The 25,590-nt window shown below is 68.5% G+C and carries 25 protein-coding genes and 4 pseudogenes; 13 read left to right on the top strand and 16 right to left on the bottom strand.

Annotated elements, in window-relative coordinates:
* Nucleotides 1–108: 108 nt before the first annotated feature.
* Nucleotides 109–264, top strand: a pseudogene (locus tag OG966_RS02020) (Scr1 family TA system antitoxin-like transcriptional regulator); the annotation flags it as partial.
* Between the two features lie 9 nt (nucleotides 265–273).
* Here the strand turns inward: OG966_RS02020 and OG966_RS02015 are convergent.
* From OG966_RS02015 to OG966_RS02005, 3 genes are all read right to left on the bottom strand, one after another.
* Complete coding sequence (locus tag OG966_RS02015; RefSeq protein ID WP_326647562.1) at nucleotides 274–1,050, bottom strand: alpha/beta fold hydrolase; 777 nt, start codon at nucleotides 1,048–1,050, stop codon at nucleotides 274–276.
* Nucleotides 1,051–1,521: 471 nt separating this feature from the next.
* On the bottom strand, nucleotides 1,522–1,950 hold the full coding sequence (locus OG966_RS02010; RefSeq protein WP_326647561.1) for a PPOX class F420-dependent oxidoreductase: 429 nt from the start codon (nucleotides 1,948–1,950) through the stop codon (nucleotides 1,522–1,524).
* 29 nt (nucleotides 1,951–1,979) lie between these two features.
* Complete coding sequence (locus OG966_RS02005; RefSeq protein ID WP_326655049.1) at nucleotides 1,980–2,735, bottom strand: nuclear transport factor 2 family protein; 756 nt, start codon at nucleotides 2,733–2,735, stop codon at nucleotides 1,980–1,982.
* Nucleotides 2,736–2,921: 186 nt separating this feature from the next.
* Between OG966_RS02005 and OG966_RS02000 the strand changes: the two genes are divergently transcribed.
* Both OG966_RS02000 and trpD read left to right on the top strand, forming a co-directional pair.
* Nucleotides 2,922–3,785 (top strand): helix-turn-helix domain-containing protein, encoded by an 864-nt coding sequence (locus OG966_RS02000; RefSeq protein WP_326647560.1) that lies wholly within the window; start codon nucleotides 2,922–2,924, stop codon nucleotides 3,783–3,785.
* Nucleotides 3,786–4,259: 474 nt separating this feature from the next.
* Complete coding sequence (gene trpD / locus OG966_RS01995; RefSeq protein ID WP_326647559.1) at nucleotides 4,260–5,318, top strand: anthranilate phosphoribosyltransferase; 1,059 nt, start codon at nucleotides 4,260–4,262, stop codon at nucleotides 5,316–5,318.
* Nucleotides 5,319–5,590: 272 nt separating this feature from the next.
* Here the strand turns inward: trpD and OG966_RS01990 are convergent, their stop codons facing one another.
* Nucleotides 5,591–6,205 (bottom strand): TetR/AcrR family transcriptional regulator, encoded by a 615-nt coding sequence (locus tag OG966_RS01990; protein ID WP_326647556.1) that lies wholly within the window; start codon nucleotides 6,203–6,205, stop codon nucleotides 5,591–5,593.
* A 127-nt stretch (nucleotides 6,206–6,332) separates the two neighbouring features.
* On the opposite strand from OG966_RS01990, the gene OG966_RS01985 reads away from it, so the two are divergent.
* Nucleotides 6,333–7,310: an oxidoreductase gene (locus OG966_RS01985; protein ID WP_326647555.1), complete on the top strand. Its 978-nt coding sequence runs from the start codon at nucleotides 6,333–6,335 to the stop codon at nucleotides 7,308–7,310.
* An 18-nt stretch (nucleotides 7,311–7,328) separates the two neighbouring features.
* On the opposite strand, the pseudogene OG966_RS01980 reads toward OG966_RS01985, so the two are convergent.
* The 6 genes and pseudogenes from OG966_RS01980 to OG966_RS01955 form a co-directional block, all read right to left on the bottom strand.
* Nucleotides 7,329–7,486, bottom strand: a pseudogene (locus OG966_RS01980) (IS982 family transposase); the annotation flags it as partial.
* Nucleotides 7,487–7,500: 14 nt separating this feature from the next.
* Nucleotides 7,501–7,653 (bottom strand): hypothetical protein, encoded by a 153-nt coding sequence (locus tag OG966_RS01975; protein WP_406734032.1) that lies wholly within the window; start codon nucleotides 7,651–7,653, stop codon nucleotides 7,501–7,503.
* A gap of 153 nt (nucleotides 7,654–7,806) precedes the next feature.
* Nucleotides 7,807–8,349: a GNAT family N-acetyltransferase gene (locus OG966_RS01970; RefSeq protein WP_326647554.1), complete on the bottom strand. Its 543-nt coding sequence runs from the start codon at nucleotides 8,347–8,349 to the stop codon at nucleotides 7,807–7,809.
* Between the two features lie 239 nt (nucleotides 8,350–8,588).
* Nucleotides 8,589–8,891 carry an SDR family oxidoreductase gene (locus OG966_RS01965; RefSeq protein ID WP_326647553.1) on the bottom strand — a complete coding sequence of 101 codons (303 nt, stop codon included), beginning with the start codon at nucleotides 8,889–8,891 and terminating at the stop codon, nucleotides 8,589–8,591.
* 200 nt (nucleotides 8,892–9,091) lie between these two features.
* The gene (locus tag OG966_RS01960; RefSeq protein ID WP_326647552.1) at nucleotides 9,092–11,581 is read right to left on the bottom strand and encodes a discoidin domain-containing protein; all 2,490 of its coding nucleotides are present in this window, start codon (nucleotides 11,579–11,581) and stop codon (nucleotides 9,092–9,094) included.
* Between the two features lie 169 nt (nucleotides 11,582–11,750).
* Nucleotides 11,751–11,954: a DUF4259 domain-containing protein gene (locus OG966_RS01955; RefSeq protein ID WP_326647551.1), complete on the bottom strand. Its 204-nt coding sequence runs from the start codon at nucleotides 11,952–11,954 to the stop codon at nucleotides 11,751–11,753.
* Between the two features lie 242 nt (nucleotides 11,955–12,196).
* Between OG966_RS01955 and OG966_RS01950 the strand changes: the two genes are divergently transcribed.
* Nucleotides 12,197–13,114: an MBL fold metallo-hydrolase gene (locus OG966_RS01950; RefSeq protein WP_326647550.1), complete on the top strand. Its 918-nt coding sequence runs from the start codon at nucleotides 12,197–12,199 to the stop codon at nucleotides 13,112–13,114.
* A 139-nt stretch (nucleotides 13,115–13,253) separates the two neighbouring features.
* Here the strand turns inward: OG966_RS01950 and OG966_RS01945 are convergent, their stop codons facing one another.
* Complete coding sequence (locus tag OG966_RS01945; protein WP_326655047.1) at nucleotides 13,254–13,991, bottom strand: SDR family oxidoreductase; 738 nt, start codon at nucleotides 13,989–13,991, stop codon at nucleotides 13,254–13,256.
* A gap of 93 nt (nucleotides 13,992–14,084) precedes the next feature.
* On the opposite strand from OG966_RS01945, the pseudogene OG966_RS01940 reads away from it, so the two are divergent.
* From OG966_RS01940 to OG966_RS01915, 6 genes and pseudogenes are all read left to right on the top strand, one after another.
* Nucleotides 14,085–14,923: pseudogene (locus OG966_RS01940) on the top strand (LysR family transcriptional regulator).
* Between the two features lie 385 nt (nucleotides 14,924–15,308).
* A complete protein-coding gene (locus tag OG966_RS01935; protein ID WP_326647549.1) occupies nucleotides 15,309–15,932 on the top strand; it encodes a DUF6230 family protein in 624 nt (207 codons plus the stop codon).
* A gap of 56 nt (nucleotides 15,933–15,988) precedes the next feature.
* Entirely contained in the window at nucleotides 15,989–16,471 is a 483-nt protein-coding gene (locus tag OG966_RS01930) for a DUF6114 domain-containing protein (protein WP_326647548.1), read from the top strand.
* Nucleotides 16,472–16,546: 75 nt separating this feature from the next.
* Nucleotides 16,547–17,170: a hypothetical protein gene (locus tag OG966_RS01925; RefSeq protein WP_326647546.1), complete on the top strand. Its 624-nt coding sequence runs from the start codon at nucleotides 16,547–16,549 to the stop codon at nucleotides 17,168–17,170.
* A 238-nt stretch (nucleotides 17,171–17,408) separates the two neighbouring features.
* Nucleotides 17,409–18,425, top strand: a complete 1,017-nt coding sequence (locus OG966_RS01920) for an ArsR/SmtB family transcription factor (RefSeq protein WP_326647545.1) — start codon at nucleotides 17,409–17,411, stop codon at nucleotides 18,423–18,425.
* Between the two features lie 90 nt (nucleotides 18,426–18,515).
* Nucleotides 18,516–18,962, top strand: a complete 447-nt coding sequence (locus tag OG966_RS01915) for a peptidase inhibitor family I36 protein (RefSeq protein WP_326647544.1) — start codon at nucleotides 18,516–18,518, stop codon at nucleotides 18,960–18,962.
* Nucleotides 18,963–19,151: 189 nt separating this feature from the next.
* On the opposite strand, the gene OG966_RS01910 is transcribed toward OG966_RS01915, so the two are convergent.
* Nucleotides 19,152–20,144 carry an ArsR/SmtB family transcription factor gene (locus OG966_RS01910; RefSeq protein WP_326647543.1) on the bottom strand — a complete coding sequence of 331 codons (993 nt, stop codon included), beginning with the start codon at nucleotides 20,142–20,144 and terminating at the stop codon, nucleotides 19,152–19,154.
* Nucleotides 20,145–20,199: 55 nt separating this feature from the next.
* Here OG966_RS01910 and OG966_RS01905 point away from each other — a divergent pair, with 55 nt between their 5' ends.
* Both OG966_RS01905 and OG966_RS40670 read left to right on the top strand, forming a co-directional pair.
* Nucleotides 20,200–21,495 carry an MFS transporter gene (locus OG966_RS01905; protein WP_326647542.1) on the top strand — a complete coding sequence of 432 codons (1,296 nt, stop codon included), beginning with the start codon at nucleotides 20,200–20,202 and terminating at the stop codon, nucleotides 21,493–21,495.
* 13 nt (nucleotides 21,496–21,508) lie between these two features.
* Nucleotides 21,509–21,642: pseudogene (locus OG966_RS40670) on the top strand (IS30 family transposase); the annotation flags it as partial.
* Nucleotides 21,643–21,721: 79 nt separating this feature from the next.
* On the opposite strand, the gene OG966_RS01900 reads toward OG966_RS40670, so the two are convergent.
* The 4 genes from OG966_RS01900 to OG966_RS01885 all read right to left on the bottom strand — a co-directional run bounded on the left by OG966_RS01900 (nucleotide 21,722) and on the right by OG966_RS01885 (nucleotide 25,400).
* On the bottom strand, nucleotides 21,722–22,162 hold the full coding sequence (locus OG966_RS01900; protein ID WP_326647541.1) for a hypothetical protein: 441 nt from the start codon (nucleotides 22,160–22,162) through the stop codon (nucleotides 21,722–21,724).
* Nucleotides 22,163–22,476: 314 nt separating this feature from the next.
* A complete protein-coding gene (locus OG966_RS01895) occupies nucleotides 22,477–24,582 on the bottom strand; it encodes a transglycosylase domain-containing protein (RefSeq protein ID WP_326647540.1) in 2,106 nt (701 codons plus the stop codon).
* Nucleotides 24,583–24,690: 108 nt separating this feature from the next.
* Nucleotides 24,691–24,849, bottom strand: a complete 159-nt coding sequence (locus tag OG966_RS01890) for a hypothetical protein (RefSeq protein WP_326655558.1) — start codon at nucleotides 24,847–24,849, stop codon at nucleotides 24,691–24,693.
* A 299-nt stretch (nucleotides 24,850–25,148) separates the two neighbouring features.
* A complete protein-coding gene (locus OG966_RS01885) occupies nucleotides 25,149–25,400 on the bottom strand; it encodes a hypothetical protein (protein WP_326647539.1) in 252 nt (83 codons plus the stop codon).
* Between the last annotated feature and the right edge of the window lie 190 nt (nucleotides 25,401–25,590).

Below are 25,590 nucleotides of genomic sequence, written 5' to 3'. Positions count from 1 at the left end.
TTTCGATCCTGGTCGAAATATGCAGGGGGCGCGTGCCGCCCAAAATGGGGTGATGAAGGCGGAACGGCCGCCGGTGAACTCGGCTAAGGTTCACCGCTTTCGGCTGTAGTGCTGGTGAGGGAGCAGCGGGAACACCTGACGCACGCCAGTGAAGAGCCACACGTCACGGTGCAGGTCTTTCCGCACGACGCAGGAGCGCACCCGGGCATGTCGGGGCAGTTCTCACCTCTCAACTTCGTCGACAACCCGATGCGAGCGCGATGTCGCAGCGACTCAGGCCTGGCCGGTCACGAACCGGTCGAGCGCCGAGGTCAGCTCCGCCGGCTTCTCCACTGGCAGTTCGTGGCCGGCATCCACGATCCGGACCACCGCGTCCGGGTAGTCCTTCGCCATCCGCAGCATCTGCGAGAGGGGCAACTGGATGTCGTGGTAGCCGTGCACCAGCAAGGTGGGCGTGCGGATCTCGCCGACCCGGTCGAGGACGTCGAACGCCCGCATGGCGGCGTAGCAGGTCATGACCACTTCCCGCGGTGTGGCCGAGGAGCCCCGGATGTACTCCCGGACCTCCTCGCGCGGGTGGCCGGGCGCGAAGGCCCGCTGGATGTTGGTGGCGACGAACAGCTTGAACGGCACCAGCGTCGACGCCGCCATCACCAGGCCCCGCCCCCGGCTGTAGGTCATTCGGCTGATCGAGTTCACCAGCACCAGGCGCTCGATCCGCTCGGGATGGCTGAGGGCGAGGGTCTGCGTGATCATCCCGCCCATGGAGTGGCCGACAGGAATGAACCGGTCGACTTCCAGGTGGTCGAGGAGGGTGACGACGTCCCCGGCCAGCTCCTCGATCGTCCGCGCCGACCCGTCGCTCTCGCCGTGCCCGCGCAGGTCGAGTCGTATCACCCGCCGCTTCGGGGCAAAATGCGCCATCTGGTGGTCCCAGCGGTGCCGGTTGGCCGTCCAGCCGTGGATGAACACCAGGGGCACGCCGTCACCATCGCGGGCGCCCTCGTCGTCGTACGTCAGTCTGGCGCCGTCGACATCGAGCTGCGGCATGGGGCGTGGCCTCCTTGAGTGCGGTTCGGGTACGGGCCGGGCAGTGCCGCCGAGCGCCCCGGAAGCCGTCATCGCCGCTTGCCGAGGACGTCGAGAATGTGCCCGAACACGTTGAGGGCGGCGGCCCCGGCCGAGGAACGTGTCGAGGTGACCGTAGCCGGGAATCCCGGTGTACGCCACGTCCAACTGCCGCTGCCGGTGGGAGAGTACCTCGGTGTCGTAGCCGTCCCAGCCCGGGTCGCCGGTGCGGGCGAAGGAGATCCGGGATGCGTGCATCCGCCGCGCCAGGTCCGTCGGTGGGCTGTTGGTCCCCAGCAGGGCGCCGGGTAGACCCGTTGTAGGAAGCCTGCAGGGTCCCTCGGCTCGTGAACCAGGCCTGACCTGTGGCTTCACGGATCACAGATGACGGATTGTCATTCTGCTGGTGGTACTCGTCGAGGCCGCCGAGGGGCGGCTGTAGGTGCCATCAGATCAGTTGGCTACGCCGCTGACCGCCCGGACATTGTCGATCGACACCCGCACCAGGAGGATTCCCGGGGCGCTGTTGCGGACGCCGTACTCGGCTGCGCGCTCCTTGCCCACGTAGCGGGCAGCGATCCGGCTCGCCCAGTCGCGCACCTGCGACGCGTCCTCGCTCACCTGCGCATGGCCGTCGATGATGACGAAGGAGAACGGCGGCTGATCGTCGTCCACGCAGAGGGCGAGCCGCCCGTCTCGGATCAGCGTCCGGCCCTTGACGGAATTCTTGCTGGTGTTGAAGACGAAGTCTTCGCCGTCCAGCAGGAACCAGACGGGGGCCACGTGTGGCCGTCCGTCCGCGCGGGTGGTGGCGATCTTCGCGGTTCTGGTGCCTGCGCTCACGAAAGCGCGCCATTCGGCATCCGTCATGGGTGTGGCCATTGGTCCTGGATTCCTCGTGGGCGGGTCGGTCAGAACAGTCCGTTGTCGTGCGGCAGTTCGGCGGGAATCGCGGGGATTGCGTCCCAGTGCTCGACGATCTTCCCGTCGGCGAGGCGGAACAGGTCGTAGTAGGCGACCGGTACGCCGAACTCGCCTTCGGCCTGCACCAGGGCGAAGTCACCCTCCGCGATGACTCTGTGGATCCTTGTGTAGACCACATTCTTCCCCTGCGCGGCCCACGTGGCGGCAGCCACGCCGAACCCCTCGAGACCGTCACCGGCCTCCGGGTTGTGCTGGAGGTAGGTCTCGGTGGACGTGTAGTCGGCCACCGCCGAGTAGTCGGCGCCCTTGAGTACTTTCTCGGCGTACTCGGTGACCAGCTTGCGGTTTGCCTCGGTCCTTGCCAGGTCGCCCGCCCGGGTCGGGCCACCGGTCTGGGAGCGGCCGCTGACGGTGTCTTCGACCACGGGCACCAGAGCGTCCCAGTGCTCGGCGAGCCGGCCGTTCTCCACTCGGTAGATGTCGAAGGCGACCAGTGGCACGGGGCCGAACCCGTAGTAGATCCCGTGCAGGGCGACCAGGTCTCCGTCGGCGATGACCCGGGCGCCGTCGTAGCGGAAGTCCGGGGACAGCGAGGAGACCAGTTCGCGCAGAGCCTCGGGGCCGTCGGCGGCGAGCGCGCTGTGCTGCGTGTACGAAGGCGAGACCCAGCGGTCCACCGCCGAGGGGTCCTTGTCGCCGAACAGCTCTCTGACGGCCTTGAGGACCAGATCCTTGTTGTTCATTTCGCACTGTTCCATGTCGCCGGGGGTGGCGGACCTGGTGTCCGCCACCTGTGCCTCCAGGATTGCCGGAGCTGATCAGGCACAGGAGGTAGAAATCCGAAGCACTAGGGTCAAAAATGGACAGCCATCCGATGAGCTGCCCTTCTCTCAGGTCATGATGCTCAAAAACCGACAGGAAGCTTGCGAATGATCTCCGAGCTTGCTTTCGCTCCGCCCGTCGGCACTCCGGCCGGGGTCGAGGTCCTCTCGCTGGCGGATCTGCGCACTCGTGTCGTACCCGGGCGTCTGGCAGGGCCGAACCGGCATGACTTCCACGTCCTGCTCACCCTCACCGGAGGCTCCCTGCTGCAGACCGTGGACTTCGCCGAGTACACCCTGCGCCCCGGGTCCTGGCTGTGGATTCGGCCCGGTCAGGTGCATCAGTGGGGTGACGTCACCCGGGCCGCCGGCACGCTGATCCTGTTCGAACGGGACTTCCCCGACTCCGCCACAGCGGCCGCCGCCGGCCTGGACGACCCTTACGCCCCGGTCGTACGGACGCCGGCCGGCGATGACAACGATGCGCTGCACGACGCCGCGCACCACCTGGAGCGCGAGTTCCACGCGGCGATGCGGATGCCGGTCGACATCCACGTCGTGGTGCTCCGCCATCTGCTGGACGTCCTCGTCCTGCGCCTCGCACACCTGAGCCGGCCCATCGACGTCCCCGCGCCCGCTCCGGGCTCGGCGTATCTGAGATTCCGTGACGCGGTCGAGAGGGACTTCGCCCGCACCCGCCGCCTGGCCGACTACGCACGCGCCCTCGGCTACTCGCCGCGCACCCTGTCGCGGGCCACGCTCACCGCCGCCGGCGTCGGGGCGAAGGAGTTCATCGACCGCAGAGTCGTGCTGGAGGCCGGCCGCCTGCTGGCGCACAGCGACTTGTCCGCGGGCCGGATCGCAGCCCAGCTCGGCTTCTCCAGCGCGACCAACTTCAGCAAGTTCTTTCACCAGCGCACCGGTCAGACTCCCATCGCCTTCCGCCATTCCGCGCGCGGGACAGGGGGATGATCCGCACCATGCGACGTCGTCCGTCCGTATGCAGCCTCCTTCCAGCATCGCAGGGAGTTGGCTGAGTCACTGCTCGATGCGGCTCGGTCACAATGTCCGGATGTCCGGCCGGATCTGGGCCGGCTCGCCGTCGTCCTGGGCACCCGAACCGTTCGAAGTGATGGCACGACGCCCGACTTGGAGGCAACGGATGGCGGGCGCCGATCGGGTGCCCCGCTCAGGCGATCCGCTCGTGGATGGCCAGCCTTCTCCTCGCTGTCACGGAACCAGGCGCCGTGCCCATCTCCTCTGCAGCCGGGACGAGTTCAGTGGCTTGGCTTGGTGGGGGTCGCGGCCCGGCCGGCGATGCGGTGACTCACGCACACGGTCTCCATTGTCATCTACACCACTCTCGGGGCCGTCGAACTGGCTCGCGCCAGTCATTACGCTTTCATTCACTGCCCGGCCCGCAGCGGCCGCACCGAGAGGATCCCCGTGTCTGAGCTCGCCCGCTCCTGGCCACACCTGCTCGCAGCGCTTCTGCGCGGGGAGAATCTCACCGCGGACGACACCCGGTGGGCGATGCGGCAGGTCATGGACGACTCCGCCGACTCCGCTCAGCTCGCCGGGTTCCTGGTTGCCCTGCGCGCCAAGGGAGAGAGCACCGCTGAACTCCGCGGCATGCTCGACGCCTTTATGGAACGGGTCGTGCCCCTTCCAGTCGACCGTGCAGACATTGTCGACATCGTGGGCACCGGTGGGGACGGCGCCCACACAGTGAACGTGAGCACCATGGCGGCGATCGTCGTCGCTGCCACCGGCGCCCCGGTGGTCAAGAACGGCGGCCGTTCGGTGTCCAGTAAGGCCGGCTCCGCCGATGTCCTTGAAGCCCTGGGCCTGCCGCTCGACCTCACCGCCGACGACATCGCCCGGTGCCTGCGCGAAGTCGGCATCGGCTTCACCTTCGCCCCGCGTTTCCACCACGGGCTGCGCCACGCCGGCCCGGTACGTAAGGCTCTCGGCATCCCAACCGCCATCAACTACGTGGCGCCGCTGACCAACCCCGCCGGCCCCCGCGCCGCCCTCGTCGGCTGCTCCAACACCGCCCTCACCCCGGTCCTGGCGGGAGTGCTCGCCGAACGGGGCACCAGCGCCCTGGTCGTACGCGGAGAAGACGGCCTCGACGAAATCACCACCGCGGCACCCACCAGCATCTGGATCGCTGACAGCGGCGGCGTCCGGCAAGAGACGCTGGACGCCGCCGATTTCGGGCTCGCCCGCAGCACACCCGATGCGCTCCGCGGCGGTGACGCCACCTACAACGCCTCGGTCGTCCACCGGGTCCTGGGCGGTGAGCTGGGTGCCGCCCGTGACGCCGTCCTCGCCAACGCCGCCGGGGCCCTCGCTGCCCACCGCGGACTCGACGGAGGCCTCCATGACGCCTTCGCGACTGGTTTGGAGGAAGCGAGCCACGCGATCGACAGCGGCGCCGCCGCCACCACACTCAAGAACTGGCTGAAGCTCGCGGCGTCCCTGACCGGCCAGAAGCGCTGACAGACTACGAGCGGCCCGCCTGCTCCGAACTGGACCTGAACCGCTCGTAGGCGCTATGCCGACCGGCCCTGAATCGCCTGCGGGGGTTGTGGGCGCCGGGGTTTCGTCTAGATGAATGAGTCCGATGTTTGTGCTGGCCGCGACCATGGCGAAGGGCGCCCGTTGGCCTGTGTGTGACTACCGGCCTGGACGCCCTCTGGCAGCACTGTACGCGTGGGGCAAGCACGCTGCCTTTCATGTCTGACCGGCGTCCGCTTCGGTCGCCTTGACGGCTACGTCGGAGCCTGTGTCAGGGCGCCGGCGCGGGCGGCGGCGAGCGTGATCCGCACGGCCTGGTCGGCGGTGCCCTCCTCGACCGGATCGGCACTGACCAGCAACCGGAAGTAGATCGGAGCGGCCAGCGTTTTGAACAGCTCGACCGGATCGGTCTCCGCCGGGAGTTCGCCCCGCTCGACGGCGCGGGCGACCACGGGCTCGGCCCGCCGGAACCGGTCGGCGAAGACCCGCCGCCGCGCCTCGGCGATCTCTGGCAGCCGGCCGGCGTCGGAGTACATCGCGGTCTGCACCGCCCTGCCCACCGGGCCCGTCATGCTCTGCACGAGCGCCCGCGCGAGCGCTTGCAGGTCGGTCTCAACGCTGCCGGTGTCCGGAGTGGGGGTGTCGGTGGCGAAATGCTCGGCAAGCGCGTCAACGACCAGGCTCTCGCGGTCCTTCCAGCGCCGGTAGAGCGTTGTCTTGTGCACCCCGGCCCGCTGAGCCACGCCCTCGACGGTCAGCTCGGCATATCCCCGGTCGAGCAACTCGGCGAGGGTAGCGGCGCGCACCGCCGCCTGTGCCTTGCGGCCGCGCCCGACCGGGCGGGTGGGTCCGGAGGAACCCGACTCCATTGCAACTCCTAGTTGCGTTAGTGGGCATTCGCGTGTCAGGCTCCAGCCTATCGCAACGAGAAGTTGCATTGAGCGGGCTCCTGTCCAGCTGCGCGCCGGACGCCCTCAACCCAGGAGAAGGAAGGCCATGCCCAGCGCTTCCCGTACGTGGACCCTCGACTCCATCCCCGACCAATCCGGCCGCCTGGCGGTGGTGACCGGAGCCAACAGCGGCATCGGCCAGGTCACAGCGGAGGCGCTCGCTCGCCGGGGCGCCCATGTCGTGCTGGCCTGCCGCAGTCCCCAACGGGGGCAGGCCGCCCTGGATCGGCTGCTCGCCCAGGCATCCGGCGCCCATGCCGAGGTGCGTCTCCTCGACCTGGCCGATCTTGCCTCCATACGTGCCTTCGCCGACGGCTGGGATCATGACCGGCTCGATCTGCTGGTCAACAACGCCGGCGTGGCGATGGTGCCGTTTGCCCGGACCGCCGATGGTTTCGAGTCGCAGTTCGGGATCAACCACCTGGGCACGTTCGCCCTGACCGGGCTGATGCTGCCCCATCTGCTCGCCTCGCCCGATCCGCGGGTGGTCGCCGTCAGCAGCGAAGGCCAGCGGTTCGCCCGCTTCGACCTGGACAACCTCAACGCCGAACGCCGCTATCGCACCGTCTTCGCCTACCTGCAGTCCAAGCGCGCCAATCTCTACTTCGCCACCGAACTGCAACGCCGCGCCGACGCCGCCGGCCTGAGGCTGCGCAGCATGGCCGTCGCCCCGGGACTCACCCGCACCAACGTTCTCACCGGCGGCGCCAACGGCAACCGCGGCCGACTCTATGGAGCGTTGACCCGGCTGCTGGTCCGCGTCGCCTTCCGCCCAACCCCCGAAGGCGCCAAGACCTCCCTGTACGCCGCGACCGTCCCGGACCTGCCGGGCGGATCGTATGTCGTGCCCGACGGGCCGCTGCAGCTACGCGGCGAGCCGGTCCTGCGCAACCGGGAGCGCGCCATCCGTGACACCGCCACCGCCCACCGGCTGTGGGAGCTGTCAGAGAAGCTCACCGGCGTTCCCTTCCGGCTGTCCGAGGATGCCGCATGCCCCGCCTACCCGAGAGTCCTGGATGAGTGAGTCCGAGCTCTCAGTGGCATACGCGATCATAGATCGTTTGACCTTGGCGCCGATGTTCCAGTTGTGCCAGATGCCAGATGCCAGATGCCGGCTGCCGGGGCGAGGAGGCGTTGGCCGGTGCGGGCGAATACGCCGGCGGGGGTTCTGCCGCCGTGCTGTTCCAGGCTGAGTTGGCCATTTGGAGGTCGTCTCAGTCGTAGCGGCAGTAGCAGGTCAGGACGCTGGCGATGCCGACGAAGGCCAGGAAGTCCTCGGCTTTGCGCTCGTAGCGCCTGTGCAGGCAGCGGCAGCCATTGAGCCAGGACACGGCGCGCTTGACGCCCCAGCGGTGGCGGCCCGACAAGGACCTCCACGTCTTGATACGCGGCCTCGGCCTGGGCGGTTCGTCTGTCGGTCGGCGAACAGGGCCCACGGCCCGCGCGGGACCACGTCGCCGTCCTGGCCCTCGGTCGTCCATGTCTGCTCCGCGGTCCGCCCTTGAACGACAGGCGGCAGCCTAGCCCTTCGAGTCCCACTTCCAGTCCTGGACGAGGAGCCCGAGCAGCACGTCGTCCAGGAACTCGCCCATCACCCAGGCCGAGGAGCGCAGCACGCCCTCGCGGACGAAGCCGTTGCGCTCGGCTGAGCGCAGCATCGCGGCGTTGTCCGACAGCGTCTCGATCTGCAGACGCTGCAGGCCGCGCACGACGAAACCGTAGTGGCACAGCACCGCGACCACGTCGGTGCCGTAGCCCTTGCCGCGGGAGGACGGCAGCAGTCCAAGGCCGATGTGCGCGGACCGGTTGTGGTTGTCGATGTTCCACAGCACCGCGGTGCCGACCAGCGTGCCGCCGTCCAGCTCCACCACGGAGAACGGGACGTGCTGTTGCTCCTTGTCGTCCACCACAAGCCGCGAGTCCTTCGAGCCGGGCGTGATCGGCCGCCACGGCCGGACTTCGGACCGCGAGTAATTGACCACGTCGTCGTAGAGCTCGGTCTGCAGGATCGGGATGTCGTCCTCGTGCCGGGCCCTGAGCCCGACCTTGCTGCCCCTTAGCATGCAAGATTCCTATCCGACCGGGCCGGCCGGCGGCAAACCAATTGGCGGTCGTCGCAGTTGGTGCAGCGGCGGTAGCAGATCAGGGCGCTGGCGATGCCGACGAATAACACACTCGGACCAAGGGTCGGGTGAGCCGAGTGGTCTGACGTCTGTGACATCTGGCTAGAGGTTGTAGCCGCCGGCCACCTCGATGTTCTGCGCGGTGATCCAGCGGCTCTCTTCGGAGAGCAGGGTGGCGATCACCATCCGATGTCGTCGGGTTCGCCGACCCGGCCGAGCGCGGTCTTCGCCGCGAGGGCCGGGATGACCTCGGGGAACCGCTCGAAGGCGTTCTCGGAGATCCGGGTGCGGGTCGAACCCGGCGCGACGGCGTTGACGCGGATAGCCCGCTTGCTGAACTCCTTGGCCATGTAGCGGGTCAGCACGATCAGGCCGCCCTTCATCGACGCGTAGGCCGAGCAGCCGGGCTCCAGCCCGGACTCCAGCGCGGACTCCAGCGCGGAATTGCTGGTCGTGTTGACGATGGCCCCGCCGTCTGCCATCAGCGGGAGCAGCGTCGGCGTCAGGGCGCCGCCCGGGAACGCCCACGGCCACGCGCGACTGGGCGGTCGGGCAGCAAGATCAAGTCGAGGACCGGTTCTCCACCTCACGCCCCGTTCGTGGAGGGTGGCGCTCGCGGTGGGTGCCGCGTCCGGTGGGGGAGTCCAGACCGGTCGCGCCTTTCGAGGGAGCCTCGCACGCGTCAACTCAGGTTGAGCATCTTGGCTTCGCTGGGCACCCCTTGGGCGTTCAGCGCGAAGAGGAAGTACGTGCCTGGTAGTGCCACGCCCGGGTCGGCCGGCACCGTGACCTCATACGCCCCCGTGCCTGTCTGGTGGAACGTGAGCGGCACGCGGCGCTGGTCGTTGTCGGTGGAGTGGGTCGCAGCTCCCGCCCGGACGAGCACGAACGAGGTGATCGTCGAGTCGGTGGTCACGTCGAGCTTCGCCCCGTTGGCCGCGTGGGCCGGGACGCCGCCGCTGATCTCGGGCCGGGTCTTCTCGGTGCCGTCGGCGTTGAGGAGATAGGGCGGAGTGAAGATCGCCCCGTCGGCGTGGTTGGTGGCGCAGGCGCCGCACAGGCCGCCGCCGCCGCTGAAGATGCGGCCGTCGGGCAGCAGGTTGGCGACGCTGTGGTAGTTGCGCGGCACCGCCATCGACGCCATCCGCGTGAACCTGCCCGTCGCCGGGTCCCAGATCTCCGGGGTCATCGCGGAGGTAGCGTCGCTGAACGGCACCGGGAAGGACTGGCCGCCGAAGACCGCGACTTTGCCGTCCGGCATCACGACGCTGTTGCCGAAGGCGCGGGCGTAGGCCATGTCGCCGGTGCGGGAGCTGACCGGCGTACCGCCCCCGTTGAGGTCGACGGTGTAGGCGCGCCTGGTCGCCTTCACGTTCTCGTACGCGGTGGCGCCGCCGAGGGTGAGCAGCTTGCCGATGTCGTACGCGACCGCGTTGCCGTTCATCGCGTCCGGGCTGTCGGCGCGGATGCCGGCCGCGGTGATGCTGCCGTTGCCGCTGGTGGATATCCAGTTGATCTGCCTGCTGGGGCCGAGGTGCAGCACGCGCCCGTTCGATGTGGCGTGCAGCCACTGGTGGTTGTCGGCGCGGTACGGGCCGCGCGGGTCGGCAGTCATGGTCGTGGTGACGGGGACGCCGCTGAGTTTGCGCCACGTGCCGTTGGCGGAGGACCAGACCTCACCGTCCCTGCCACCGCTGCCGCCGCTCCAGGATCCTCCGAGGACGAAGCCGTCACCGGTGGAAAGCAGTGTCATCGCCTGGTAGCCGCGTGCGATGTTCATGTCCGCGGTCGAGGTCCACGCGTCGGTCGCGGGGTCGTAGATGCTGGCGCGCTTGGCGTTGGAGCCGCCGGTGACCAGGACCCGCCCGTCCTTGAGGACCGCTATGCCGGGGCAGAACATGTCGTGCCCGGTGTTGTCCACACGGCGCTGGGTGACGCGGCCGGAAGCGAGGTCCATGATCGCGGTTTGGGTGTAGCCGTTGCTGCCGCCGAAACGGTCGACGCCGTACGCGGACCACGCGAGCATCTTGTTGTTGGGCAGCACCGCGGTGGCGACGGGGACCAGCGGGAAGCCTGTCACCTTTCCCCACATGCCGTGGGCGGTGGGGTCGGCGGGACCGCTGACCCGGATCTCGGCCGCTGAGGACCAAGGCCCGCGGCCCCCCGCCTCGGTGGTCGCGGTGAGCCGGACGTAGCGTGCGGTGACGGTACGTGTGAAGGTGGCGCCCTTGATGGTGTCGTCGTCCTTCCAGGTGCCCCTCGCCACCGGAGGGCTGAAGGTGGTGCCGTTGGTGCTGGTGGTGACGGTGTAGGCGCCGATACGGCCATTGACGCCGCTGCGGCGGGGCTCGTAGGTGAGGGCGGAGACGGGGCGGGCCGTTTTCATGTCGATGGTGATGCTGTGGGGCAACGGCGTGGTAGGAGCGGTCCACTTGCTGTGCCACATGGTGTCGGGGTCGGCGTCCAGGGCGCGGGCGGGGCTGTGGTCGCCCTTGATCCTCTCGTGGTCGCTCGCGGTCGCGGTCCAGCCGTCGCGGGGCAGGTCGACCACGGAGGCGGTGGTGCCCGGATCGCCGAGCAGGTTGATCTCGGCGGCGCTGGTCCAGGGGCCGCGGTTGCCGGCCTCGGTGGTCGCGGTCAGGCGTATGTAGCGGGCGCCCTTGGGCGCGAAGCTCAGGGTCTTGACGGTGTTGTCGTCGGCCAGGGTGCCGGTGGCCACGGCGGCACCCCACGCGGCTCCGTCGGAGCTGAGGTGGATCGCGTACTCGCCGACGCGGCCGTTGATGCCTGTTGCCCGGGGCTGGTAGACGAGCGAGGAGACGACCGCAGTCTTCTTCATGTCGATGGTGATGCTGTGGGGCAACGGCGTGGTGGGGGCGGTCCAGTTGCTGTGCCACATGGTGTTGGGGTCGGCGTCCAGGGCGCGGGCGGGGCTGTGGTCGCCCCTCGTCGTCTCGTGGTCGCTCGCGGTCGCGGTCCAGCCGTCGCGGGGCAGGGTGGGCGCGGCGGGCTCCATTGCGGCGGCGGGGGCGGCCTGGTGGTGCGGGGCCGGCGGCGGGGAGGTCGGGTCCGCTGCGGGCAGAGCCTGCCCCGGCCCGGCGCTCGCGCTGCCGCCGAAGATGAGGAGGGGGAGGAGAGCCGCGACGGTTGCGGTGAGGGCCAGCAGGATCAAGTTCCGGGATCTGAACCGGGACAGTCTGCTGAGACAGAACGGTGCGGAGCCACGCATCATGTCGTCGTCCCCCCACGAAGTGGGCGTCGCCTTCCGCAGTGACGCCACCCGGGACATGACCATGGCAGCAGGCCCAAGGGTTGTAAAGACTCTGGGGTGGTTGTAAAGACTAAGCGGTCATCACGGACAGCCGCGACGCCCGGGCGTCGAGCGGCGTTCGTTGTGGGAGGTTCGGGTAGTCGTGGGTGCCGATGGCGCGGACGAGAGTGTTCCGGATGAGGCCTTCTCGATCGCCTGCGGGCGCCTGGTCGAGATCGCCGGAGAACTCCGCGGCGGTGTCGTTGTCGAACGGGCCGACGTTCCAGGTACCCATGAATCTCTCCTGATCGTGGTGATGTCCGGGCATCGTGCAGGCGGCAACTGACAGTTGCCGCCTCTCACGCCTGATCCGGCCGTTCGCGCGCGGGGTCTGTGCCCGCCATGGCCGGCGAATGCGACGTTTGCCGGCGATGCGGCAGGAAGCCAAGCCAAGAGCCAAGATGGACAGGATCTTCGAGCCAGGAACACTCAGAGCCCGGGGCCGTCGCGAAGCAAGGCCGACTATAGGGTCGTCTCGTGAAGATTCGGTTCGGTCGCCCCGACATCTCCCGTTACGCGGACCGCTTCGACCTGCCCGAGGCCGATCAGGGGCTGTCCGTCACCTTCCTGGGCGTGTCCACCCTGCTCGTCGGGGACGGGACCTCAGCCGTCATGACCGACGGATTCTTCTCGCGCCCCTCACTCCTGGCGGTGGTCGCGCGACGCATTGCCCCGCACCATGCGCGTATCGACGCCGCTTTGGAGCGGGCTGAGGTGACGTCACTCGACGCGCTCGTCCCCGTACACACCCACTTCGACCACGCAATGGACTCGGCGGTGGTCGCTGCCCGTACCGGGGCCCGTCTGGTCGGTGGGCCCTCTGCAGCCAACGTCGGACGTGGGGGCGATCTGCCCGACGACAGGATTGTGCACGTCACGACCGGCGAGCAAGTCACCTGTGGCGCCTTCACCTTGACCCTGGTCGAATCCCGTCACTGCCCACCCGACCGATACCCCGGGGCCATCAACGACCCCGTCGTGCCGCCAGTCACGGCATCGTCGTACCGCTGCGGCGAGGCTTGGTCCCTCCTTCTCGAGCACACCGGCGGCCGAAGCGCACTGATTCAAGGGAGTGCAGGCTTCGCCCCAGGCAACCTGAGCGGGCGATCGGCCGACGTGGTCTACCTCGGCGTCGGGCAGCTGGGCCTTCAGGACGAGGATTACATCCGGACCTACTGGAAGGAGACGGTCGAGGCGGTGGGTGCACGCCGGGTCATCCTCATCCATTGGGACGACTTCTTCCAGCCACTCAGCAAGCCTCTACGAGCACTGCCCTATCTTGGCGACGACCTCGACCGCACCATCCGTGTCATCGACCGACTCGCCACTGAGCAGGGTGTCTCTTTGCACTTTCCCACCCTGTGGAGGCGTGAAGACCCCTGGGCCGGGCTGTAGTCACCACCGGCCATGGGACGGAGAAATCAGTTCGACCACCTTCTCGTACCTGGAGGCGGATCAACGTACCCTCGCTGATCGGGAGTTCACCAGTGGGGCGCGTTGAGCCGCAGTCCAGTCGAGCCGGAACACATCAGCATCACCATGGCACGACTCCGTCGTCGTCGAATAGCTGACCGGTGGGGCCGTCGTCGGGCAGAGCCGCCAACCGGATAGCGATCACCGCGCCCTGCTCAGGGGTCTGAGCACCGCTGAACCCATTGAGGTCGGTAGCCACGTAGCCGGGGCAGGTGTTGTTGATCAAAATGTTGGTGCCGCTCAGCTCCTTAGCGTACTGGATGGTGACGGCGTTGAGGTAGGTCTTCGTCGGCGCGTACGCCCCGCTGATCCCTCCGAGGTCGACACCGGGCGTGGTCTGCAAGGCCAGAGAGCCGACATGGCTGGACTGGTTGACGATCCGTGGGTGCGCCGAGTGGCGCAGCAGCGGCAGCATCGCGTTGGTGACCCGGATGACGCCGATGACGTTGGTCTCCACCAGCTGCCGCACGGTCTCGAGGTCGATGGTTGTTGGCTCCTCCGGCCAACCGCCTGCAGCGCCGGCGTTATTGACCAGCACGTCAAGGCGTCCCGCTCGCTCCTCGATCAGCTGCGCTGCGGCGGTCACGCTCTCGTCGTCGGTCACGTCCAGGGGCACGCCGAACGCGTCGGCACCTGCCGCGCGCAGTTTCGCCACGGCGTCCATCCTGCGCTGCTCGTCCCGAACGCCGATACCGACGCTCCAGCCCAATGCGCCCAGCCCGGCCGCGATCTCGTACCCGATTCCCTTGTTCGCGCCGGTGACCAGCGCGATTGTCTTCTCACTCATGACAGCGAGCATGGCTGCGCTTCGACCAGGCACTAACACCATCTCGGTAATGCAGCAATACCTGAGCGACATCAATCGACCGTCCACCGGAGTTACTGTGAATCCATGGAGATACGCGAGCTGCGGTACTTCGTCGCCATCGCCGAGGAACTGCACTTCGGCAAGGCTGCCCAGCGCCTTGAGATAGCCCAGCCGCCCCTGTCCCGCGCCATCGCCCGGCTCGAACGACAGCTCGGGGTCACGCTGCTGGAGCGCACCAGCCGCAAGGTCACGCTCACCGAGGCCGGATCCGTGCTGCTGTCCGAGGGGCGCGCGATCCTCAGCGCGGTAGCCGCAGCTGAGCGGCGTACCCGGCAGGCTGCGCAAAGGCGCCCCCGCCTCGTCCTCGCCGTCAAATCCGGCACCGCCGGCGAGTTATGGCCAAACTGCTCGATGCCTACCGCGCGGAGCCCGGCGCAGCCACCGTCGATCTGTTGCTCTGCGAGGCGCATCAGCACCGGAAATTGCTGCAGGATGGGCAAGCCGATGTGGCTCTGCTGCACTTGCCATTCGATTCGGTGGTCGGACTCGACACCGAAATTCTGTATACCGAGGGACAGGTCGCGATCCTGCCCACCTCTCACTCACTTGCCGGCCGCTCTCAGATTCGGGTGGCCGAGGTCACCGCATTGTCGGAACTCCCAATGGCTCGCTGGCCCGGCCCTGGCGGCAGATACCCGGAGGGACCGGGGGCAGAGGTACGGAACCTGACGCAGCTCTTCCAGCTGATCGCGCTCGGCCGTACCACCGTGATCATGCCCGAGTCCGCCGGCACCGACCTGCGCCGGGATCTCGCCGCCGTGCCCGTCCTGGATGCTCCGCCCGTGACAACGGTGATCGCATGGCCGTCGCAGAGCCGACTTTGCGCAGTCGCCGACCTGATCCGCGTGGCAACACGTCTTTGACTGGCTGTTCTCTGTCCGCTCGCATGGAATGCGGCCGACTGTCCGGATCGTCAGCCGGCAAAACCGTCAAACGACCCGAGACGTTCATGGAGCGATCCCGGGCCGGAGGTCAAAGAACAAGCTGACCCCGAGCGCACTGTGGTCTGGCGGACGCCTGCGCGAGCCGGTCCAGCGCGTACGTACACCTGCCAGACCCCGGCCGGACTCCGCCCGCTGGGGGCCTGCACTGGGGGAAAGCCCCAACGGGAAAGACGTCACTCGTATGCCCCGACCGACGTGCCGTCGGTCGGCGCCATAGGAAGCCTAGGATCCGTCACCAGACGTTGGATCGTCGCCTTCCCCTGCCCGGCCTCGGCAGGGGAGTTTCCTGACTGGGGGAGACGGAATGTCGCACGGCTTCGGCAGAACCCGCTGGAAGCGTTTCGCGGTGGTCCTCGGCGCGGGCGTCACGGCCGCTGCGGCTCTCGGTATCGGCATGGCGCAAGGAGCGCTGGCCGCGTCGTTCTTCATCTCCGGCCAGAGGTTCCAGGTCGGTGCGGACACGATCAAAGTCCGTGGTCTGAGCATTTACGGCATGGTGGACGTGACCAAGAAGGGCACCCTCGTGCCGGTCGCGGTCACGGGGCTGCGGTCCGCGAAGATCAGCGGGCTGTGCCAGTCCGTGGTGGTGCCGATCCCGGTCCTGGGCCCGTACACGCTGAGGCTCACCGGCGGGGACCGGAGCCCGACTGAGGCGAAGAACATGTTCATCGACGCGACGTCCCTGTCGGCCGGGCAGGCGAATCTCGACGACCTCGACATCGGAGTGGCGGCGGGCGCGGTCAGTAAGGGCCCGATCAACCCGGAGGACAGGGACTCGCGATTCTTCGACCCCAACGGCGTCGCACAGCAGGCGGTCTCGGCCGTCCTGACCGACGTGCGGACGACCGCGGTCGCGGTTTCGGCTGCCACGCTCAACATCCCCGAGCTCGACCTGCGGCTCAAGCAAGGCCGTCGCGAGTGCTTCTGAGCCCTCGGCGCGAAGCGCGCACTCCGCCCGCTCGCTCCTCACCATGGAAAGTGTCCGTGTTCTTCAATCTCTCCGACAGACGCCCGGATGTGCGCGTCGCCGCCGCCGATGCCAGGCGAAGATTCAGGGCGTGGCGGCGCGGACGGCCCTTCTGGGCAGGGCTGTTCACCCTCGCGGCGGGCCTGCCCATCATCTACTTCCCCTACGTGCACCTGCCCGTGGCCAACATCCCGCTGGCACTGTCCACCACAGCCGGCGCCGGGGCCCTGATCACCGGGATTCTGCTCATGGTCCTGGGCATCACCCTCTGGGTCCAACAGCAGGTGCGGGTGTTCGCCGGGATCGCGGCCCTGCTGCTCGCCCTCGTCTCATTCCCTGTGGCGAACTTCGGGGGCCTTTTCCTTGGTCTGCTGTCCGGGCTGATCGGCGGTTCACTGGCGTGTGCCTGGGCTCCGCCCACGGGCAACGCCGGGCCGTGCCCCGCGCTGAACCGCGGCTCCGCGGCCGCCCCAGTGGGGGAAGGTCAGAGTGACAAGTGACGACCCGACCGGTTGGGCCACATCGAGGCCGCACACCGAGCCCGCCGCCCGGCCTGCGCCTGGCCGGAGATCCGTGTGAACGGCCGGTCGCCTCGGACGTTCACCAGGACGCTGGCGCTGACTGCCCTGCCGACGGCCCTGCTCATGGGCGCACCAGCGACCTCCACTGCGCTGCTCGCCCCCGGCGGCCCCCGCGCCCGCGCGACGACACGCGCCGATGCCACGGCCGGCCGTCCCGGGAACGTCCTGTGGGTGCTGCAGGCCGGCAGACTCGTTCTCCACGGCAGCGCCTTCCACGGCGTGGTCACCGTGCCGACCGCGGCCGGGCCTCTGCGCGCTCTGAAGTTCACCGCCCGGTCGCTGGACATCGGCGACCTCGATCTGGCAGCGGGCCGGGACGGCGTGATGGTGCGTCTGCGGGCCAAGCCCGCCACCACATCCACGATCAAGGGCAAGGGTAAAGGCGTGGTGACGCTGTACACCCGAAAGCTGTCCGGCACGGTCACCGGTCTGGGCGGCGCGCCGCTCCCGGCGGACCGCAGCGTCACCGTGACCCCCGACGCCCTGCCCTCGTGGCTCTCCCACACCGCCGTTCCCACCCGCACGGTCGCGTTCGAGAACGTGACCGTTTCGCAGGTAGCCCAGATCGGCGGCGATCTTTCCATCACGGGGTCGGTCCTTTACGCGGCAGACGAGTAATGGCCAAGCGCGCCGGACGGCTCCACCACCGAGGCGCCCGGGATGCTCATGGGCGCGCCCCTGCGTCGCGCACCGCGGCACAGGACGCGAGCCGGCCGCCCACCGATGCGCGGAAGGTCCGGAAACGCCGTTGAAGGGCCGCCGGGAACACCTGACAATCTCTCTCGTCGCCGCAGAAGCGGCCGCCGCGAGTGACACGGATTCCGCCTGTGTCGCCGCACCGTGACGGGGGTCAGTGGTGTTGCGTATCCATTTCACCGCGGACGATCTCGCCCGCACCCGAGTGGCCCCCACGATCGGGGCCGCGGCGGAGACGTATTACAGCCTGGAGATGCTGAACAGGCGCTCCTGCGCGGTGCCTTTCCAAAGGTGGCGCGCAACGGTGGCCGGGCAATTGACGGAGGACGCCAAGCCGCTCACCGCGTTGCTGCCGGCCCGTGGCCCCGGGCTCGACCTGCTGGCGCTGGCCGGGGACTCGCCCGACATCGACCACGCCGTCGACGAACTGCTGCGGGCTCCGCGCACTCGCGTACGCCGCGAGCTGGAGGCAGTCGCCTTCGACTCCGTCCACTCCTCCTGGGCGCGGAGCGTCGCCGATGGGGACGCCGGGGCCCGACGGCAGCTGGCGGCGGCCCTCGTGGCCTGTCATCGGGTGACCGTCGAGCCGTACTGGTCCGCATCCCGGTCGCGCCTCGAAGCGGTACGCGCGCACTACGCCCGTACGTTCCTGGAAGAAGGCGTCGAAGGCCTGCTGTCCTCGGCGTGCCCACTACTGGTGCGCTGGCGCCCGCCTGTTCTGGAAGTGCGACACTCCCGCCCGGTCGAAGTCCACCTGGGCGGGAGAGGCCTGATCCTCGTGCCGACCGTGTTCTCCTGGCGTGAGCTCAGCCTGCTGTACGACCCGTACGACGACGAGTCGGTGCCCCGGCTGACCGTCCCGACGGTGACCGACCCGGCGTCCGGCTCCGCGCTGTGGCACGGCCACGGCACGGCCGCCGACGAGGCCCTGGGCGTCCTGCTGGGGCGCACCCGGGCCGCGGCGCTGCACATCGTCGCGGACGGCTGCGGCACCACCGAGCTGGCCGGGCGGCTCGGCGTCACCCCGGCAGCGGCCAGTCAGCACGCGAAGGCGCTGCGTGGCGCGGGTCTCATCACCACCAGCCGGCGTGGTGGATCCGTGCTGCACGTGACATCGGCCCTGGGCCGGGAACTGCTGGCGGGACCTGAGAGCGCGACGGTGCCCGCAGGCCCTTAAGTCGTGGCTTAAGGGCGTGGCCACGGGTGCCCGGATGCCCACAGCATTCATGATGTTGCTGGCACTGGGCCGAAGAAGAGGAGTACGTGCATGACTGCTTTGACGAGGTCACCGATGAGGAAGTCCCGCCCGCGCCGCGCACTGGAACGTGCGGCGGTCCTCCTGGGCGCCGCAGGGATCGCCCTCGCCACGGCCCAGGCGCCCGCGTCGGCGAGTCCCGGCCAGTGTGCCGACAACCGCCTGTGCGCGTGGTCCGACAACAACTACGCCGGCATCTTCACCGCCTACACGTCCTCCGCCCCGGCTCTCGGCGGCGACAACGACCGGTTCGACTCACTGTGGAACCGCAACAGCGTCTCCTGGTACGTGTACGTCGACGCTTACAACCGGGGAGCCAAGTACTGCGTACGGCCGGGGTACTCGGTGTCGAAGCTCGGTGACTGGTTCGACCTCCACGACAAGATCTCGGCCGTGCAGAAGCTGGGCTCTGCGTCCTGCGGGACCGCGACCCCGATCGGTTCCTACAAGGGCTCCTAGGAGAAGGGGCTGCCGGGTGCGGGGGACATCCGGCAGCCCGGCTCGGTGGCGAAGGCCTCGGGCCGCCCAAAGGGCAGCCGCCGGCGCGAGTTCGGCAACAGGAAGCTCGCGCCCACCACCTCGCGAGCGGCTCGGCTTGTCCGTGTCGTACCGGGAGCCGCGATGGCAGCGCTTGCGGAGGTACACACGTCAGCCACGCACCAGCGTCTCTCCCACGCTCGTCCGCGCATAGAGCACCACTCGCCCGGTGCGGTGCGCGCTCACCAGACCTGCCGTGCGCAGCGCCGTCAGATGCTGGGAGACACCGCCCGGCGACAGGCCGATGCGACGGGCCAGATCGGTGGTGGAGGCGGGGGCGGCAAGCTCGGCCAGCAGCAGGGCACGGGTGCGACCGAGCACGCCGGCCAAGGCATGGGAGTGCGGCCGGGGGCGCTGCTCCCACAGGGTGCCGATTCCCCTCGGCGGGTAGCGCAGGGTGGGCTGCCAGTCCTCGCTGCCGAAGGTGGAGAAGATCCGCGGCCAGACAAAGACCGAGGGGACGAGCAACAGCCCCCGGCCGTCGAGCCGCAGTGCCCCGCGGGTGCAACGTCGGGCCATCTGCAGAGTGCCCGAGTCCCAGGTGAGCTGCGGGTCGAGGTCGTCGAGAAGGCGCCGGGCACCGCCTTCGGCGAAGTGCTTGGCCCGGTGCAGGATGTCGCCTTCGAACAGGGTGAGGATGCGCGGCCAGTACGGCGCGAGTGCCACATCCCAGTACGCGGCGATCACCTCCGCCAGTCGGGCGAGCCCGCGCTTCGGGTCCTCGCGCAGCGTGGCGACACCCGGCTGGGCCCCCGGCGACTTCGTGTGCAGCAACCCGGGCGGCGTGGACCGCAGCGCCGCCAGCTCCACCTCGAGTGAAGGCTGCGGGGTGGTGGGAGGCGGCACCAAGAAGCCGGGGATGCCCACGGTGGGCACGGTGATCAGACTGAACAGCGGCGCGAGGTCGAGCTTCGCGGCCGCGAGCAACGGGCGCACCTGCTCGGCCCACCGTCGGTGCAAGCCCTGTTCGTCGGCGCCCTTGAGCACCCGCACGCTGGCCACCACCTCCCACAGCGGGGAGACGGCAAAGCGCGTACGGGCCACATCCTCGGCCGAGAACTCGATCTCCAACGTGCCGCCTTCGGCCTGCTGTTCATGCACCATTCTGCTGAGGCTAAATCATTGGTACGGGAGCCGGGCACCCGGCACCGTTCCGGTCATGCCCACAGAGAACCCCTTGCGGATACCCGACTTTCGCACCCTGTTCACGGCCACCGCGCTCAGCCAGCTGGGCACGAACATCGGCTATGTCGCCGTCCCGTTGATCGCTGTTTCCTCCCTCGACGCGAGCCCCGGCCAAGTCGGGCTCCTGGCCACTTTGAGCACGGCCGCCTTTCTCCTCATCGGTTTGCCCGTCGGCGTCTGGGTGGACCGGATGCAGCACCGTCGGATACTGATCGCCGCGGATCTGGCGCGGGCAGGCCTGTTCGTGTCGCTGCCGGTGGCCTGGTCACTGGACGCCCTCACGCTCGGGCAGCTGTACACAGTCGTCCTGCTGAACAGCTGTGCCACGGTCTTCTTCGACGTGGGCTCCCAGAGCTTTCTGCCGCAACTGGTCGGTCGCGAGGAGCTGGTGCAGGCGAATGCCGCGGTGGTGACCCTCCAGGCCGCGAGCAACGTGGCGGGCAGGGGAGCGGGCGGCGGGCTCGTACAGTTGCTCACGGCACCGGTCGCTGTGATGGGTGCGGGGGTGTTCTATCTCGCCTCGGCGCTACGACTCATCGGCATCCGCCGTGCACCGGCGCCCTCGCCGGCCCCTGGGCAGCGACCGGCCCGGCTGGGGGCACAGATCGTCGAGGGGCTCCGTCACGTCCTCCGGAACAGGGAACTGCGTGCCCTCGCGCTCACCGCGTCCCTCACCAATCTCGGCGCGCAGACCATCAACACCCTTCTCCCGATTCTGTTCACCCGTGAACTCGGCCTGTCCGCAGGTGTGCTGGGCCTGTACCTGGGAATGGGCGGGGTCGGCATCTTTCTCGGCGCGCGGTGCGCCCGCCCCCTCGCGCGGCGCCTGGGTTACGGCCGTACCCTCGGCCTCGCCGGCCTCTGGGTGGCGCCGACCGCGCTGGTCATCCCGCTCATCGACCGCGGCCCGTGGCTCTGGCTGGCCGGTACTGGATGGCTACTGGCCACCTTCAAGATGGGTATCAGCAACGTACTGGGCGTCAGCCTTCGCCAGCGCCTGACGCCCGACCTGCTCCTCGGCCGTATGAACGGAACCTTCCGGTTCATGCTCACCGGCGCGATCGCCATCGGCTCCGGTCTGGCGGGCCTGATCGGTGAGTTCGCCGGAGTGCACACGGCTCTGTGGGTGGGCGGCTGTTGCCTGGCGCTCGCCAACCTGCCCGTCGTGCTCTCTCCGGTGCGTAACCGGCGTGAGCTGCCGCAGCAGACGGCCTTTTGTGCGCCCGACCGGGGAAGTACCCCAGAAGACCACCCGCGGCCGGTTCAGTGACACATGCATGTGCACCGACGGCCTGCTCCGACAGCACTTCCCCCAAGGCACCTCGAAGCCGTCGCCGTCGAACTCGACGGCCGACCACGCAAGACGCTCGGCCGGGAAGCCCGGGCCGAGCGCCTGCATATGCTGCTCGCGGCCTGATCGAACCAACGCATGTGTTGCGACGATCCCAAGAAACCGCCGCTAAGGGACGGGTGTCACACACACGTGTGCGGTGCCGTCAGATCTTGTACTTCGCATAGTCCGAGCACAGGTTGTACTTGACGTCGTGGCCGCCGGACGTGTGATTGCCCGGACACGAACGCATCGCCAGCGTGTAGTTCTCGGTCAGGTTCTTGTTCTTCCAGCGCCAGTTGCCCGCGCCGGAGGCGTTCCAGATTTCCCCGCGCCGGATGATCTCGTTGTTGGAGGGCTTGACCATCACCCACTCGACGACGGCCGAATAGCCGTCGGCCTTCTTGTCGTACAGGGCGAACCAGTCGCCGTCGGCGGCAAAGCACGCCCTGCTGTGCCCGTAGGGGTCCTCCACACAGGCATTCGAGTTGGGCCCGGAGGTCGCGGTGGCGTGGTCGTGCTCGTCGGTGACCGCCTGCGCGCCGGTGGCCGTCAGCATCACCAGGGACGCGGCCGAGGCGGCAATCATGGATATACGTGTTCTCATGATCCGACCCTAACCTTTGGCTTCCTCCCTCCGAACTCCCCGCAGTGGTCTGGCGGTTGACAGTGAGGTCTCGTCTTTTCCGGAGCCTTCTTCTTCGCTTTGGTCGGCTTGGGAAGCGCGCCCTGGTTGACGCCGGCGCAGGTCGAGCGGTGCGTTCGCGTGGAACGAGCGGATCGCCTACGGCGCCCGGTCTGCGGGTGCCGGCGAAAGTTTGCCGGCGCCCAGCGGCTCAGCAATAGCGGGGTTGCGGAACGGACGCCTGCGTCAGCTTGCGGCGTCCACGACGACGCGGCGAATGTCGTCCCAAGTGGGGACTACCGCGCCTGCGCTCCCAGGGCGTGAGTCATGTAGGTACGCCAGATCTCGGACGGCAGCGAACCACCCCGCGCCTTGTCCGGCCCACCGGTGCCGTACATCCCCAGGAACTGGCGGGACTTGGCTGTCTGGCTCTCGTCGAGGCGGTACATGTCGATCGCGGTGGACAGTTGGGGCGTGTAGCCCACGAACCAGGCCGACTTGTTGCCGTCCGTGGTGCCGATCCTGCCGGCGGCATTGCGGCCGGGGAGCCGGGCGCTGTTGCCGGTGCCGTCGGGCTCGTCGACGACGGAACGCAGGACGTCGGTGACGGTGGCGGCGACGGCCTTGGAGAACGCCCGAGCGGGCTTGCCCTCGTGGCGATACACGGTGCGCCCGTTGTGGCTGACTCGCTCGACGGAGAAGGGTTCCCAGTGTTGGCCGTCGGCCCCGAAGGTGGCGTAGGCGGTTGCCATGCGGATGACGCTGGGCGAGGAGGTACCGATCGAGAACGAGGGGACGCTGGAGGTGTTCAGACTGGACTTCAGCAGCCCGGCATCTTCGGCTGCCTGCCGGACCGTGGGGATGCCGATGTCCATACCCAGCTGAACGAAGGGCGAGTTGACGGAGCGGACCATGGCCTCGCGCAGCGTGATGTCCCCGTACGACGCACCGCCGTCATTGGCCTGGAGCCACTCCTCACCCTTCTCGGACTTCCAGGGGGAACCGTCGTAGTTCTTGATCTTCAGCTTGTTCAGGCCGCTGTACCGGCTCTTGTCCGGATCGACGATCGTGCGGCCGGACGGGCCCTGTTCGGGCTTTCCCTCGGGATCGCGCACGCCGTCCCTCAGGGCAGCCGCCAATACGAAGGGTGTGAACGCCGAGCCGACCCGGACACCCGTCTCGTCTGCATGGTTGCCGATGTGCTGGGCAGCGCCCTCACCGCCGTACACGGCGACAATTGCCCCAGTGGCCGGGTTGACCGAGGCGCCACCGAACTGGACGTGAGTGTCCGTGTCCGGGCGCTGTGCGGGATTGATGCGCGCCTTGCGGGCCTGCTGCACAGCGCTCTCCAGCGCCGCGACGTTCCGCCTGTCGAACGTCGTGTGGATCTCGTAGCCGCCGCGTGCCAGGTCGTCGGACGTGATGCCCTTCCCGTTGTTCTTGAGGAAGTACGCGGTGGCGAGGTCCACGAGGTAGCCGACCTGACCGTCCGGCTTCGCGGCCTTCGTGATGGGTCGGGGGATCGGGAAGTGAGTGAACCTGGCGCGCTCGGGGGCGGCCAATTGCCCGTCCTTGACCATCTCGTCGAGGATCCACGCCCAACGCTGCTTGGCACGTGCCGTGTTGGCGGCAGGCGTTGCGGCCGGGTCGGTCGTGACGGCCCCTGCCGGATCGAAGTGGGTCGCGCCCTGCAGCAGCGTGGCGAGGAACGCGCACTCGCCCACATTGAGGTCCCTGGCGTCCTTGTCGTAGTACACATGGGCCGCGGTCTGGACGCCGTATGCGTCACGGCCGTAGTACGCCGTGTTCAGATAGCCCGTCAAGATTGTGGACTTTTCCATATTGCTGCCCACCTTGGCGGACACCACGAGCTCCCGGAACTTGCCGCCCAGGGAGTGCGGCTCGCCCGAAAAGCGGGTCGCCCTCACGTACTGCTGCGTGATCGTGGATCCGCCTTGGGACTCGGTGCCCCCGACCATGTCCACGAGGGCCCGGCCGACGCCCATGGCGTCGACGCCGGAATCGGTCCTGAACGACTTGTTCTGCGCCGAGATGACAGCGTTCTGCATCGCGGCGGGGATCTGGTCGACCGCAATGATCTGGCGGTTGACCTCACCCCCGGTACTGGCCATTTGCCCGCCGTCGGCCCAGTAGTAGACGTTGCTCTGCGCCTGGGCCATCCTGGTCGGATTCGGGACCTCCACCAGCGCGTAGGCCACGGTCGCAACTCCCAGCACGCCGCCGACGAACCCCAGGCAGAGGACGGTCACCAGCTTCCACGACGGTATCCACCGTCGCCAGCCGGACTTGGCGCGGCGAGGGTAGTCGGCGAATCGTTTCGCTGCCGACTGCTCCGCATGAACGTCGCCGTTCTCGCCGTCCGCCTGTTCGTCCGTGCTCACAGCTGCTCCCCTTGATCGTCTCGCTGCCGATGCTGCTGATACGGAGCAGCGGCACCCTGAGCCATATGGCTACCACAGGGTCCTGGTGACGCGGAGAGCCAGCCTGCATCAACTGCACCGCAAAGCACGGAACATGCCGCTATGCACGTCGTAGCCCTCTGTCGCCGCGGCCTGCCCATCCATATCGGCGCCGCGTTGCTCGGACATCTCAACATCCAGACCACCTATGGCTACGTCGCGGTCTTCGACGAGGACGTCATCCAGCACTACCAGCAGTTCCTCGCTCAGCGCCGAGCGGAGCGTCCCGCAGAGGAGTACCGCGAGCCCACCGCCCAGGTACGCGCTCGCGGACCGGCCCGCCGGGCCTCTGGCCTTCGTCCGGCTGTACCGCCTCGCCGGCTTATGTTCGCCCAGGACCTCGCGGGCGGTGGGGCCTGCGAGGTTCCTTGGTTCCTGGCTGCATCCATGCGGCGGATGATGTCACCGGGACGAGCCTGGCATAAGGGAATTTATACGAGGACTATCAGGCGCTGGTGCCTCTGGCTGCGTTTGCCAGGGGGCATCTGTCAGTGCAGCGACCGGTGAAGGTCGCCCTGCACCTCTTCCCATGCCGCCGGCCCGAACACGGTCTCCACCTCGGCGTTGACATGCGGGTCGGTCACGCGCCAGACGATCAGGGAACCGCTGTCGGGAATGGAGTACTCAAACCGAAGCTTCCCTCCATCCGTACGGTCCTCGAAGCGCCGGATCCGATCCACGTCCTCCTCGTGAAGCCGATGCGGGATGGTGGCAGGCAGCAAGGTCACGTCAACGCTCATGGGGCGACTGTATGTTGCGGGCCTGACATTTCAAGGTTTCCCAGGCAAACGCGGCCGTCATCCACCACGCGCGAGTTACGAGTCGGTCGGCCGGTCCAGCTCGATGGCCGACGGGGTGCCCGACAGCCCTTGGCATGGAAATCGGCGTGACCCGTGATGACATGCCGCGTCCCGATGCCGACCACCACCC

Source organism: Streptomyces sp. NBC_01750 (assembly GCF_035918095.1).
GTDB lineage: Bacteria > Actinomycetota > Actinomycetes > Streptomycetales > Streptomycetaceae > Streptomyces.
Note: the sequence above shows the minus strand (reverse complement) of the source record. Positions and strands in the feature narration are given on the sequence as shown.

Bases quoted from the DNA above. Each gene is read 5' to 3' on its own strand.
- OG966_RS02005 (WP_326655049.1), bottom strand. From the start codon at position 2,735: ATGAACAACAAGGATCTGGTCCTCAAGGCCGTCAGAGAGCTGTTCGGC.
- OG966_RS02000 (WP_326647560.1), top strand. From the start codon at position 2,922: ATGATCTCCGAGCTTGCTTTCGCTCCGCCCGTCGGCACTCCGGCCGGG.
- OG966_RS01905 (WP_326647542.1), top strand. From the start codon at position 20,200: ATGCCCACAGAGAACCCCTTGCGGATACCCGACTTTCGCACCCTGTTC.
- OG966_RS01945 (WP_326655047.1), bottom strand. From the start codon at position 13,991: ATGCTCGCTGTCATGAGTGAGAAGACAATCGCGCTGGTCACCGGCGCG.
- OG966_RS01990 (WP_326647556.1), bottom strand. From the start codon at position 6,205: ATGGAGTCGGGTTCCTCCGGACCCACCCGCCCGGTCGGGCGCGGCCGC.
- OG966_RS01915 (WP_326647544.1), top strand. From the start codon at position 18,516: ATGACTGCTTTGACGAGGTCACCGATGAGGAAGTCCCGCCCGCGCCGC.
- OG966_RS01935 (WP_326647549.1), top strand. From the start codon at position 15,309: ATGTCGCACGGCTTCGGCAGAACCCGCTGGAAGCGTTTCGCGGTGGTC.
- OG966_RS02015 (WP_326647562.1), bottom strand. From the start codon at position 1,050: ATGCCGCAGCTCGATGTCGACGGCGCCAGACTGACGTACGACGACGAG.
- OG966_RS01910 (WP_326647543.1), bottom strand. From the start codon at position 20,144: ATGGTGCATGAACAGCAGGCCGAAGGCGGCACGTTGGAGATCGAGTTC.
- OG966_RS01965 (WP_326647553.1), bottom strand. From the start codon at position 8,891: ATGGCAGACGGCGGGGCCATCGTCAACACGACCAGCAATTCCGCGCTG.
- OG966_RS01985 (WP_326647555.1), top strand. From the start codon at position 6,333: ATGCCCAGCGCTTCCCGTACGTGGACCCTCGACTCCATCCCCGACCAA.
- OG966_RS02010 (WP_326647561.1), bottom strand. From the start codon at position 1,950: ATGGCCACACCCATGACGGATGCCGAATGGCGCGCTTTCGTGAGCGCA.
- OG966_RS01900 (WP_326647541.1), bottom strand. From the start codon at position 22,162: ATGAGAACACGTATATCCATGATTGCCGCCTCGGCCGCGTCCCTGGTG.
- OG966_RS01885 (WP_326647539.1), bottom strand. From the start codon at position 25,400: ATGAGCGTTGACGTGACCTTGCTGCCTGCCACCATCCCGCATCGGCTT.
- OG966_RS01970 (WP_326647554.1), bottom strand. From the start codon at position 8,349: ATGCTAAGGGGCAGCAAGGTCGGGCTCAGGGCCCGGCACGAGGACGAC.
- OG966_RS01955 (WP_326647551.1), bottom strand. From the start codon at position 11,954: ATGGGTACCTGGAACGTCGGCCCGTTCGACAACGACACCGCCGCGGAG.